Origin of the sequence: uncultured Methylobacterium sp. (assembly GCF_964251405.1) — a bacterium.
In the GTDB taxonomy this organism is placed as follows: domain Bacteria; phylum Pseudomonadota; class Alphaproteobacteria; order Rhizobiales; family Beijerinckiaceae; genus Methylobacterium.
The window spans coordinates 17,116-29,661 of record NZ_CAXUJR010000020.1 but is presented as its reverse complement, the minus strand read 5'-3'; the positions used below and the strand labels follow the sequence as shown (position 1 = coordinate 29,661).

General features: G+C 66.6%; 8 protein-coding genes. 4 read left to right on the top strand and 4 right to left on the bottom strand.

All coding sequences use genetic code 11. From position 1 onward, the window contains the following. Window positions 1–119: 119 nt before the first annotated feature. Window positions 120–1,244, bottom strand: coding sequence for a cytochrome P450 (locus tag ACFE7U_RS05930; protein WP_375408806.1), 1,125 nt, complete (start codon window positions 1,242–1,244; stop codon window positions 120–122). A gap of 462 nt (window positions 1,245–1,706) precedes the next feature. Further along, on the bottom strand, window positions 1,707–2,063 hold the full coding sequence (locus ACFE7U_RS05925; protein ID WP_375408805.1) for a hypothetical protein: 357 nt from the start codon (window positions 2,061–2,063) through the stop codon (window positions 1,707–1,709). A 1,349-nt stretch (window positions 2,064–3,412) separates the two neighbouring features. On the opposite strand from ACFE7U_RS05925, the gene ACFE7U_RS05920 reads away from it, so the two are divergent. The 3 genes from ACFE7U_RS05920 to ACFE7U_RS05910 all read left to right on the top strand — a co-directional run bounded on the left by ACFE7U_RS05920 (window position 3,413) and on the right by ACFE7U_RS05910 (window position 9,099). Continuing rightward, window positions 3,413–3,805 (top strand): hypothetical protein, encoded by a 393-nt coding sequence (locus ACFE7U_RS05920; RefSeq protein WP_375408804.1) that lies wholly within the window; start codon window positions 3,413–3,415, stop codon window positions 3,803–3,805. 442 nt (window positions 3,806–4,247) lie between these two features. Then, window positions 4,248–4,598 (top strand): DUF1476 domain-containing protein, encoded by a 351-nt coding sequence (locus tag ACFE7U_RS05915; protein WP_375408803.1) that lies wholly within the window; start codon window positions 4,248–4,250, stop codon window positions 4,596–4,598. A gap of 607 nt (window positions 4,599–5,205) precedes the next feature. Next, complete coding sequence (locus ACFE7U_RS05910; RefSeq protein ID WP_375408802.1) at window positions 5,206–9,099, top strand: glycosyltransferase; 3,894 nt, start codon at window positions 5,206–5,208, stop codon at window positions 9,097–9,099. Window positions 9,100–9,432: 333 nt separating this feature from the next. On the opposite strand, the gene dnaA is transcribed toward ACFE7U_RS05910, so the two are convergent. Together dnaA and rpsT are read right to left on the bottom strand one after the other, a co-directional pair. After that, window positions 9,433–10,944 carry a chromosomal replication initiator protein DnaA gene (gene dnaA / locus ACFE7U_RS05905; RefSeq protein ID WP_375408818.1) on the bottom strand — a complete coding sequence of 504 codons (1,512 nt, stop codon included), beginning with the start codon at window positions 10,942–10,944 and terminating at the stop codon, window positions 9,433–9,435. A gap of 487 nt (window positions 10,945–11,431) precedes the next feature. Continuing rightward, window positions 11,432–11,698, bottom strand: coding sequence for a 30S ribosomal protein S20 (rpsT, locus tag ACFE7U_RS05900; RefSeq protein ID WP_375408801.1), 267 nt, complete (start codon window positions 11,696–11,698; stop codon window positions 11,432–11,434). Between the two features lie 269 nt (window positions 11,699–11,967). Between rpsT and ACFE7U_RS05895 the strand changes: the two genes are divergently transcribed. Continuing rightward, window positions 11,968–12,546 (top strand): glutathione S-transferase family protein (locus ACFE7U_RS05895; protein WP_375408800.1); only part of this gene is annotated, 579 nt, incomplete at its 3' end.

Genomic DNA, 12,546 nt, shown 5'->3' with positions numbered 1-12,546 from the left:
TGGCCTGAACTGATTGGCTGTGTTTGCGCTTTGTCACTCCGAGAAAGTGGGACAATGCTGAGTGACGCACAACGTCCGAACTGATGATCGCAGCCGCCTTCGTCGTCCGGATAGGTGACCTAGGCGGATCGTACGTTGCGTAGGACGAAGCCGCTCCTTGGGCGGGCCGGTATGTAGGTCAGGTCGATCCTGGCGTCCTGCAGAGGGACTTCGTAGCGCATCGACCCCGCGAGAAGGTCGGCGGCCGTCATGAGCAGGGTCTGGGTGATGCCCTCTCCTGGGCAGCGATGCCCGTCCGTCGCCGAGCCGCCGCCATGTGAGATCATGTCGAACGCATCGATGGTTTCGGTGCGGAAGCGCTCCGGATCAAAGCGCTCCGGCGCGTCCCACCGGCTCGGGTCGTGGTTGGTGCCATAAAGGTCCATGAGAGCCCAGTCGCCGATCTCGAAGGCATGGCCTCGCCACTCGAAGGGCTCCAGGACTCGTCCGCCGATGAAGGGAATGAACGGATAGGTGCGGCGCACCTCCCAGGCGAAACGGTGGCGTGTGTCGTCGTCGGCGTTGCGGAGTGCCTCGGCCCAGTGTGGGTGCTCGTGCAGCGCCATGGCGGCGAACACGACGTAGCGAGCGTTTGCCACCGTCGGGCGGAGGACGTTGATGAGCTCGACACCCGCCGTCTTGACGTCGAGAGGACGCCCGTCGGCGTCGCGATGGGTGGCGACGGTCCGGGCAGCACCCTCCGGGACTTCGCGGCGGCCACTCCGGATTTCTTCGATCGTTCGCCGCGCCCAGCGCTCGGTGCGAGCGCGAAGAAGATGCCCACGCCAATTGCGTGGTCCGATCGCGCCCGTACCGTCGATCATGGCGGCGAACTCGGCCGCCCGAACGCCGACCTCGTCCGGGGTCAGCGGAAGGCCCACCCACTCGCACACCGCAGCCGTGATGACGTGGTGCGCCTCGTCGAGGAGGACCACGCCGTCCATCGTCGCCCAGCGCAGCACGGCTCGGCGCCAATGCTCAGCGAACAGGTCGGAGAAGCGCCGGAGGGCGTCCGACCCGACCAGCGACAGGAACATCCCCTTACGGTGACGATGGACATCACCGTCCATGACCATCACGCTCCCGTGGTCCTGGATCAGCGCGAAGGTTGTCGGCGGGAGCGCGTGTCGACGCGTGAAGCGATAATGGTCGTAGAAGTGTGACGCTGCCTCCCGGCCGGACATGCAGATCACGGGACTCAGCATGAGGCGCGCCGCGAACAGGTCCGATCCGTACCGTCGGCAACGGTTCGGAATGAAGCCATATCCTTCCGAGAGGAGTGACAACGTGCTGTCCGGCGCACGATCTCTGGGTACGGCCGAGCCGCTCCACCGCTTCACGTCCATCTCGGGTCCATCTCAGACTCTGCGTCGGAATGCGCCTGGTCGGTGGATCAACATCCGCCTGGCCGCACAGTTCAAGGTCGCACAGTTCACGGCCCACTGCCGGACCTGCCAGGCGCTGCTTCAGGAGAGCGGTCCCCGGGACCGGACGGCGTAATTTTGTTGGGGCTTGCCGATCGGGCTTGTCCCAAACAGCCCCTGACGCGAAGCGTCAGGCGAGGATGGCCAGCAGGACCGCGCTGCCGAACACGATCATCAGGTAGGGTAGGATCTCCCTCGCCGTGATGAGACGTTCAGCGTCCGGCTTGTGAGGGTCGCCCGGGCTCATGATCGAAGGGCTGTGAACAGGTAGTAGCTGTTGAGGCCCGCTGCCTCATGCGCGGCACGGGCATTGAAGTCACGCGGTGTCGAGGCGGCATCGGTCAGGAGGCCGCGATGTTCCCACTCTGCCCCATTGAGGAAGCCAGGAATGGGCCGGTCGAGACGAATGGCGCAACACACGCCGATGTCCGTCTTGCTGGCGAAAAGGTTGTAGGGCAGCGACAGGTGCTCGCCATTCGACATCGGAGCCTCCTCGTGAATGCTCATGACCAAGCACGGGCGGATTGGATGCAGAATTGCGCTGGTTAAGAACCCTTCAGCCATCGTCCGGCCAAGCTCTGATGGTGCGATACCAGACATGACGTGGCGTCCTCGAGCCGTCTGCCATTTACAAAGCTTCGCAGGCAGCGCGAGGGCAACGGTAAAACGATCAATCCTTCAGCTGAGGGCCTCCACATCATACTGAGGCCGGTGACGTACCCCTCGTAGAGGAGGTCGACCGTCTCTCCCCCCCGACCGTTGATTAGCGGAGGCTGACGACCGAGATCTCAGCGCGCCGCATCCGTGTCGCGGCTCTCGATCTACCCACGTCATGGATGACGGCAATGACCAACGCCGGTCGGTTCACCGACCGGATGTTCAAGCCCATCAACAGCATGCTCTTGGACGTCCTCACCGCCGTCGCGCGTAAGAACTGCGACGATCGCGACAATCACCGGATCCTTGAGCACGCCGCCCGACACAAAATTGGGCCGCCCCTGAGGACGGCCCGAAGTTTTGGGAGGAGTCCACGTCCACGGAAACTGCACCAAGGTGACGCTATGCAGCCGCCTTACTGCGCATCAGAGCAACGCCATGCCATCGCCCTGCTGTACTGCGCCAACTCCACCTGACTGACGAAGTTCACTGTTTGATACCGCACAATCAGTCAAAGCGGGTTCGCCGGCTTGACCCAAGCAGGGATGGGACCCGCCGACTGGCGGTGGCGGAACGGCCCATCACAACATGATCCGTGGCAGTAAGGCGCGCTGCACGATCGTCGGATCAAGAGGGTTCATCCGTCCTGGCAGGCAGCCGAGACTGACGGCTCTCCGGAGTGCCGAGGCAGGGCGTAATGGCTGGCTTGTCCCGCCGTTGCCAACGTCGACGAAAGCGCCCACGCTCCCGACCGATCTCCCCGGCTCGTCCTGAGCGCTCGGAGAGGAGCAGATCTGCTCCGATCCAGGATGAAGCCCATGATCGAAGCCGCTATCGTTGCCGTCATCTTCGCGCTGGGGTTCGGGATTCCCGTGTTCGGGATCATGCACGTGCTGCGGCAGTCGTAGCGCTCGATCCCTCGCCGCATTCCGGCATCCACCTGGGGCTTCGCGAACCCCGAGAGTTCGTGCCTCCCAGTCCATATCGGGCGCGAGTGTCAGGCTATCGGACCCCAACCGAATTGGGCGGAGCGAGAGCCGTCCATGATGGTCGAGACGGCCGACGAGCGGGCGAGCCTTGCTGGCCTCGGGCGGCGCCTTGCCCTAGGATTCCGCTCACGTCCAAGCAGGGCGTTGCGGCTTGGCACATGACACCCTGTTTGGATCCCCCTCGTTCCCAACATCCTTCCGCGAACCGCGGTCCACGTCGCTGAAGGATGCTCAGGTTTTTGGAGAGACGGTATGCTCGGTTCGACGCGATGGCTCTGCATGGCCGCAGGGTCCGCTATTCTCATGACCACGCCGATCGTTCCGGCACATGCGGATTGCCTACGTCACGTCATCAATCGGTCGCCCCTCGTCCTGTTGGTCTCCCAGGACGGTGGCCCCTCGGTCACGGTGCGCCCCCGGTCTTCACGATCGATCCGCCTGTCAGCACCAGGCCAGCTCGACCTCGCCGCATACTGCTCCCCATCAGGCCTCGGGGCGCCGGTGGCACAACGGTCCTTTACCTATAACGTCGTGCTGGACAGATGCAGCTTCGAGATCGGCTACGGCTTCTTCGAGCGGGAGCTTGGCGTCGGCTTCCTGCCTCGCCGCGGCACGGCCCCGTTCACCCTAAACAATCCAAAGCAGGGTGACATCGTCCTTGCGGCGGACAGATCGGCCTGCCTGGGGCCTCGATGAGGACGACGCTCCTGCCCGCCTCCAACGCAAGCGCGGCGCCAGGAACGAGCGTCGGAGCCTCGAATTGGCCTCACCCAACCTGGGGAGGCCGCATGTCCACACAGCCACCGCCCGTTCCGCCCGCGAACCATTCGGACAAGGGACCGGGCAGCGCTTCGGTCGCGCCCAAGGACGCGTCCAAATCGCCGCCGAACGATGCCGAGAAGACGGGACACCAGGCGAATTCGAAGATCAACACGACGAGTCAGGGATACTGGCAGGACCGATGGTCACCTTCCGGTCCCACTCGCCGCCTGTCTGGACGCGGCCGTGGACCGGGTGACGCGGGCAGCTGGGCCGCACGATGGTTTCCGTAGTTCCCAGCAGAATTTGAGCGTACCATCGTCCGTCCGCGGAGGAATTCGCATCATCGGTCATGCACCGATGAGGATGGAGGTGACAGATGTCCAAGTTGTTCGAGGAAAGAGAACACGCGGCCGAGATGCTGTTTGTTCGGGCCGAGGAAGCGCGGTTCATGATGCATTGCCAAGGTGTGCGCACGCTTGCTGCCTACGCGGCCCAGAAGCTCGGAATCGATGAGCACGGTGCTGGCGCATATGCTCACGAATTGCTGAGTGCCTTGGTTCATGGGACGAAGAATGAGGATCTGATCGAGCGGGTGCGCGCCGATCTGGAAGCTGGCGGCGTCATCGCCGATGCTGCCAGGCTTCGCCGGGAAATGAACCGCTCGACGGCACAGGGGGTCTACGCCATGGGGCCGGCGGCGACTGAGGGGGAAAGCCCCTCGACCTGACCTCGATCTCGACCGGCCCGCTCCCGTCGCAGTAGCTCCTGCCTCCGACTGGGTTTCAACACCGATACCGGCACCGACTTGCCGCCTGGCGAGGATCGGATCGACCTATGATCGCGCGAATTGACCATCGCTAACGTCAACGCACGGCATACACATCATTCGTCCCAGTCGGGCTTCGGCACGGTCGTCGCGATCGACGCTGGCAACGCAATCGCCTTGGCGAATCTCACCCTGGCGAGCCTGCAGGCGAGGGAGTTCGCTTCCGGGTAAGCGCTCACCGTCAGCCTCGTTACGGGCCGGATCGGTGACTTGCCTGACCGAAAGCTCTGGACCGGGCGGCGTCGAACACGCATTCTGAGGATGGTTCATTCGGCCCTTCCGAGGGCTCCGACGTGTCCCCGCGTTTTGGTTACGGACGGCTAGACAACCTTTGGGAAGCCCAGAGCCGACGATTGGATCGAAGGTCCGAGAGCAATTCGTCGGACAAAAGCGTGGTGTTGCGTCGGTCCGAAAGCCGGCATCCACTTTTCGAACCGACGCCTCGGCGGAGGATTGACGAGGCGAAGTCCGAGTGTTGATCGACAAGGTTCTTTCCCTCCGCGGGCGCATGCGGCTGCAACGCAAGCGACGGCGGGAGCGGCGCGTCATCACCGAGTCGGGGTTGTTCGATACGGCCTGGTACCTGGACCTGTATCCCGACGTGGCCGGCTATCCCGGCGGGTCGCTGGAGCATTTCCTCGATCATGGCGCAGCGGAAGGGCGACCGGCAGGCCCGCACTTCGACACCGCCGCCTACATCGCCGCCAATCCCGACGTGATCGTCAACGGAGCCAACCCGCTCGTCCACTACATCCGCCATGGGTCCAGGGAGGGGCGTGGCTTCGCATCAGGTCCTTCCCTCGAGGCGAGTCGGCGCGCCGGAGAAGGGCGCGGGCGCGCGGATGTCGGTTTCAGCCTTCTGCTCGGAAACGGGGAGAAAGCCGCCCTGGCGGCGACCCTGACGAGTCTCGCGGCCCAGCTGCACGCAACCTTCGAGGTGATCCTCGCCGGGTCCGACGCGAGCTTCGACGAGACGCTCGACGCGCTTCAGGCCGGTGCCGGAGAGCGGACCGGTCTGGATATCCGCCGGATCGAGGAGAGCCACGACGATGCCCTGTGCGCCGCGATCCGGCTCGCACGGCATGATTTCGTCATCCTGCTCGACCCCGGCGACATCGTCGCCGTGGACGCGCTGATCGATCTCGCGGACTTCCTTCATCGCTGCGCCGTGACCGGCCGGCCCTGCGACGTGGTCTACGGTGACGAACTCCAGTCCCTCGAACACGCGCCGGAATCGGTGCTCAAGCCGGGCTGGTCCCCCGAACTCCTGACCGCCTACAACTATTTCGGGCGGCTCACCGCGATCCGCCGCGAAGTCGCGCTCGCGGCCCTGCCGGACCTCGGCCGGGGCGCGGCCGCGGAATGGGGACTCAACCTCCGTGTCACCGAGTTGACGCACAACATCGAGCGGCTGCCGAAGGTGCTGTGTCGGCGGACGGTCTCGACGACCCTCGACCGGAATCTGGCCCTGTCGGCCCCCGCCGATCACGTCGCCACGCTGGAGGCGTACTGGAAGCGCCGCGGCCACGACGCGCACGTCATCGCCCGCAGCGACGGCACCTTCCGCTCGACCTGGCCATTGGCGCGCCGGCCGCTGGTCTCGATCATCATCCCGGCCAAGGGCCGCGCCGACCGTCTGCGGGTTTGCACGGAGGGCCTGTCCGAGGGGACCGGCTACGGCAACGTCGAGCTCATCGTCGTCGATCACGGCGCGACGGAGCCGGATAGGCTCGCTCTCCACGCGGAAATGACCACGCGCGGCGCACGCATCGTCGACGGCGAAGGGGTGTTCAACCGCTCGCGCGCCTGCAATCTTGGCGCCGCGGCGGCAAAGGGCGAATGGCTTCTGTTCCTCGACGACGGCATCGAGGTGGTAGAGCGCAATTGGCTCGACGAGCTGGTCCGGCAGGCGCTGGAACCCGGCATCGGCATCGTCGGGGCAAAGCTCCTCGACCCGGACGGCAGCATCCGGCACGCGGGAATGGCCCTCGGCCCGTCCTTCCTGGCGGAGCCCGGATCCCACCGGGCAGGGCCGAACGCGGCGGGACCGATCGGGTCGCCGGACCTGCAACGGAACGCGATGGCGGTGTCGGGAGCCTGCCAGCTCATCCCACGCGCCGTCTTCGACCTCGTCGGGGGCTATGACGAGGGTTTCCTGATCGCCTACGGCGACGTCGCGATGAGCATTGAGGCCGCGCGTGCCGGATTCCGCTCGGTCTATCTTCCCTCCGCCGTGCTCGTGCACCACGAGGACGCCGCACGGGACGAGCCCGCACTCGCGGACGATCGGGTCCTGCTTGCCGGGCGCTTCCGGGCCCTGGGCGTCGCCGAGGACCCGCACGGGCATCCGGCACTGGATACCGGGAGCGTCGCTCCGGAGTTTGGTGGCAGGGACGCCATACCGTCCCCGTCCGGCCCGGGGCTGGGGCAAGGTCCAGCGCAGGAGACCATCGACCGCCTCGCCGGCCCTCCCAGCAACCCTCTCGACATCTACGACGATGGGGCGGTGGCCTCCGCCTTCGGCCTACCCTGGGCCGCGGTCACGTGGCGGTTCGATCCGATGCAGATGGTGCCCGGCGTCGAGGCGGCCGCCCGGATCCTGATCGAATTCGTGCGCCGACGCCGCGACCTGCGCGCGCGCTTCCCGGAGGCGCTGACCGAAGGCGCGTCGGGCGGATTCGCCCGATGGGTGAAGACCGAGGGCCTCGGGCTCCTCGGCCTCGGGGAGGACCATGCGCGTGCGATCGACGCCGCCTTCGAGGCCAACCTTGGCTCGGCGGCGCGCCAGATCCTGATCTACGACGAGGCCCTGCGCCGGGAGGATCCCCTGTTCCTCCTGCCGAACGGCCGTGCCACGGCCTGCCGCTCCCTGTTCTCGGCGCTGCGCGCCGGGAAGCTCGGGCAGGAAGACCTCTGGTGGTTCCTGGTCGCGAGCGCCGAAGATCCCATGGCCGAACTTTGCGCCACCTGGGCGATCACCCCGTCCTGGCAGGCCGAGGTCCCGGATGGCGGCACGGTGTTCGGCCTGACGCCGCTGGCGCTCTGGGTCGCCCGGACCTACGGCGTCACGCAGGACTGGATCTACGCACAGGGCTATCCGGCGATCATAGACGATGCGGCCCAGATCCGCCTCGCCTACGCCGCGCGCGCCGATTGGCGCGAGGCATTCCCAGACGCGATGACCGACGCCAGCGCGGCGGCCTCCCTGGTCCGAAGCCTCGCGACGCGGGCATCGGGCCTGCCCTTCCTGCCGCGCGGCTGGGCGGCGGGGCAGGACTGCGAGGCACTGGGCCGGGCTGTCGCGCGCCCCGGCGTCAACATCCTGGGCCACTTCTCCTACCCCTCCGGCTTGCGCATCTCGACCGAGAGCATCGTCGAGGGCCTGCGTGCCAATGATGTCGCCGTCAGCCTGCGCGACGTTCCCGTCGCCCTCACGACCGACGACGCCGTCGGGCACACGTTCAACGGGTGCGAGGTCTACGGGACGACGATGATCCATGTGCAGCCCGAGCCGTTCTTCGATCAGGCCTACGAGCGGTCGGGCCTGCTGCCGCGGACCGACCGGACCTACAGGATCGGCTACTGGTACTGGGAATTCGACGATGTCCCGTCATCGTGGAATCGCGCAGCGCTCGCCTGCGACGAGATCTGGACGGCGACCGAATTCATCGCCGGTGGCCTGCGCGCGCGGTACAAACAGCCGGTGCACGTTTTCCTGCCCGGGATCGAGATCGAACCCTTTCGGGAGCGTCCCCGCGCCGAGCTTGGCCTGCCGCCAGATGCGTTCGTGTTTCTGTTCATGTTCCACATGACCAGCATCATGGAGCGCAAGAATCCGCTCGGTCTGATCAAGGCATTCAAGCAGGCCTTCGGACGGGAAGATCGCGCGAGGCTGGTCATCAAGACCTCATTCGGCGAACACCAACCGGAAGCCTATGCACGTCTGGAAGCGGCGGCGGCGGACGCCAATGTCATCCTCATCAATCGCACCTTCTCCCGCCACGAGACCCTGAGCCTGATCGCGGCCTGCGACGCCTACGTCTCCCTTCACCGCTCGGAGGGCCTCGGTCTCTCGATGGCGGAAGCGATGCTGCTCGGCCGGCCCGTCGTGGCGACGCGGTACTCGGGCAACCTCGACTTCATGGACGACGACAACAGCCTCCTCGTCGATTGCCGGATCGTGACCCTCGACCGCGACCTCGAGCCCTATCGGGCCGGTCAGCGCTGGGCCGAGCCCTCTGTCACGCACGCGGCGGCCCAGATGCGCAGGCTCTACGACGACCCGGCCTTCGCCCGCCGCCTCGGCGTCATCGCCCGCCGGGATCTCGAGGCGCGGCTGAACTACCAGACCACCGGCAAGGCCATCGCAGATCGACTGGCTCTCATCGAGGCGATGCCGTAACGACCAGGCCCGATCCGCGGGCCGGTCGGCGCGTGCGCCAAAACCCCTCTACGGAGCCCCTATCGCCAGCTCGTCGCCGTCTTGAAGCCCGGTTGGCCCAGGCCCTCGATCTGCCGGTGGCCGACAGCCATCGGGCGGTGGTCAAGACCCTGGAATGGGACTTCGCCGATGTGGAAGCACCCTTCGACCAGCGCATGCTGCCGCCCAGGACCGAGCCCGCAGGCGCGCCGTCCTCGCCTCGATCCCGAGTCACGGCCGGCGTGCTCGTCACCGACATGGCCGAACCCGGCGGCCTCGACCGCAAGGCCGCCGCGGGATCGAGCGAAACCCGGATCAATCCTGCAGCATGCGCTTCAGGAGTTCGACCTCCTCGGAGAGGACCGTATCCTCGCCGATCAGCTTGTCGATCTTGCGCACGGCGTGAAGCACGGTGGTGTGGTCGCGCCCGCCGAAGCGCCGGCCGATCTCGGGGAGCGAGCGCAGGGTGAGCACCTTCGAGAGATACATCGCGATCTGGCGCGGCTTGACCACGGCGGCGGTGCGCCGCTCGGACAGGATGTCGGAGCGCGAGACGTTGTAGCGGGAGGCCACCAGCTTCTGGATGTCCTCGATCTTGATGCGCTTGGGCTCGCGGTTTTTCACGAGGTCGCGGATCGCGGTCTCGGCGGTCTCCATCGTCACGGCGGTGCCGGTCAGCGTGGCGTGGGCCAGCAGACGGTTCACGGCGCCCTCCAGGTCGCGGCCGTTCGCCGTGATGGCGCGGGCGACGTAGGCCGCCACCGTCGGCGAGACCTCGAAGCCCGGATGCGTGGCCCGCACGGCGGCGAGCCTGGCCGAGAGGATCGAGGTCCGCAGCGTCTCGTCGAGATTGCCGATCTCCACCACGAGGCCGCCGCCGAGGCGCGAGCGCACGCGCTCCTCGAGGGCTTCGAGCTCGGTCGGGGGCCGGTCGGAGGCCACCACGATCTGGCGGCCGGCATCGATGAGCGCGTTGATGGTGTGGCCGAACTCGGCCTGGATCGACTTGCCCTGGATGAACTGGACATCGTCGAGGATGAGCAGGTCGATGGCCCGCAGGCGCTCCTTGAAGGCCAGCGCGTTCTGCGTCTTCAGGGCGTTGACGAAGCCGTACATGAAGCGGTCGGCGGTGAGGTAAATCACGCGCTTGCCGGACTCGCGCGTGGCATGGCCGATGGCGTGGAGGAGATGGGTCTTGCCCAAGCCGACGCCGGCATGGAGATAGAGCGGGTTGTAGAGCGCCGGACCCTCGTCCTGGCGCGCGACGCGCTCGGCGGCGGCATGGGCGAGCGCGTTCGAGCGGCCGACCACGAAACTCGCGAAGGTCAGGCGGTTGTCGAGGGGCGCACCGCTGAGGTCGCCGGGCTCGGCCCGCGCGGCGGGTGCCGCTTCGGCCTCCTGAGCCTGGGCGGTTTCGCCGGTCGACGGCGCGTGAGGGAAGGGCGAGGCCTGGAGCCTGGCGAGGGGGCTCGCGGGAGTAATGGACTTCTGCGCGGCGGCAGCGACGCGGACTGGAGCGGCGGCTCCGCGCACGCCGACCTCGATCCGCGTGACGGTCTCGACCTCGCTGCGGAACGTGTTCAGCACCCGGTCGAGGTAATGGGATTCGATCCAGCTCTTGAGGAAGCGGGTCGGGACCGTGAGACGGGCCGTTCCGGCTGTCACGGCGTCGAGTTCCAGGCGGGCGAACCAGCTCGCGAACACGTCCTCGCCGAGTTCCGCCCTCAGGCGGCGCTTGACCCGCACCCACGCGGCCACGACATCGGTGCCGCCGGTCCCGCTCCTGCCGATATCGCCGTCATCCGCCGCGCTACCCTCGACCTGCATCATCACTCTCCTCGCGCAGAGGGCGGGGCCCGCCGTCGTCGCGTACGCACACTTGGACGTTGCTCATGACCCGCGAAGACCTCGCGGGACCCAGATCGCCGCGACCGAGTCAAGCCCCGGACCGCAAGCTTTTGCCGACACCCGATAGCTATCAACAATTAGCTACGGTTCTCCTAACAAAGCCGGCCCAACGGGCAGCATCGCGAGTCACGGATTCGACACCGGGACGGTGACGGGAGTCGAGCCGCGCTCGACATCTTGCGGATGATTCGAACAGGTCTCAATAAAGTGTGAACTTTATCCCTTTCGGAGAGACATCATTAATCTACACACGGCCCCTAGACTCCGCAACGCCACAGATTTGACTCTAGGGTTAACGCTTCCCACCGCACCGGACGATGATCCCGGCGCGTATCAGGGGCCTAGAACGAAGAAAGCCCGGCCAGATGGCCGGGCTTTCTTCGAACCGTTCCCAGTGAGGGAGGTGTCAGGCGGCGAGCGCCTTGACCCGCGCAGCGAGGCGCGAAACCTTCCGGGAGGCGTTGTTCTTGTGCACGATGCCGTGCTGCGCGGCCCGCATGATCTCGGGCTCGGCCTCACGCAAGGCGGTCAGCGCGACAGTCTGGTCGCCGGCGGCGATGGCTTCCTCGACCTTGCGGACGAAGGTACGCATGCGGCTGCGGCGCGATCGATTGACGGCGGTCCGCTTCTCGATCTTGCGGGTCATCTTCTTGGCCGACACGGTGTTGGCCATGGGGCATCCTCGTCTCGTCAGGCGGTCCCGACGAGCCCGCAGGCTACAGTGTCGGGGAAACGCGCAAAAGGGTGTTCGGGAAACAGCTTTGCCCACGGGCGGGCATTGCCGCGACCGTCGGCGAAGCGGCGTCTATAGCCACGTCGCCCCGATCCGTCAACGCGGGCTCGCGCCGTGATCGAGGCCGCACGGATCCGGGCAGGAATAGATTGACGCCATCCAGGACCGGGCCGACGGTGACGGTCCCGATCGGCAGGGAAGGCCCCAGGATGGATTCCGAGATCACGCTCTACCATTCCCCCAACACCCGATCGTCCGGGGTCCGCATCCTCCTCGAGGAACTCAGGGCCCCGCACCGGCTCCACGTCCTCGACATGCGAGCGGGGGACAATCACCGGGACGCCTATCTGGCGATCAATCCGATGGGCAAAGTGCCGGCCATCACCCATGGCGGGGCGGTCGTCACCGAGCAGGCGGCGATCTTCTTCTATCTCGCCGACCTGTTCCCGGAGGCGGGTCTCGCACCGGCGATCGGCGACCCGCTGCGCGGGCCTTACCTGCGCTGGATGGTCTTCTACGGGTCGAGCTTCGAGCCCGCCGTGATCGACCGCGCCCTCGAGCGCGAGCCTGGGCCGCAGGCCATGTCGGGCTACGGCGATTTCGATCGGGTGCTCGCCACCCTCGTCGACGCGCTGAAGAAGGGCCCGTATCTTCTCGGGGAGCGCTTCAGCGCCGCCGACGTCCTATGGGGCAGCGCCCTATCCTGGACGGTCGGCTTCAAGCTCGTCCCGGAGGATCCGGCCATCATGGCCTACCTCGCCCGCCGGAACGCGCGCGCCGCCGTCCAG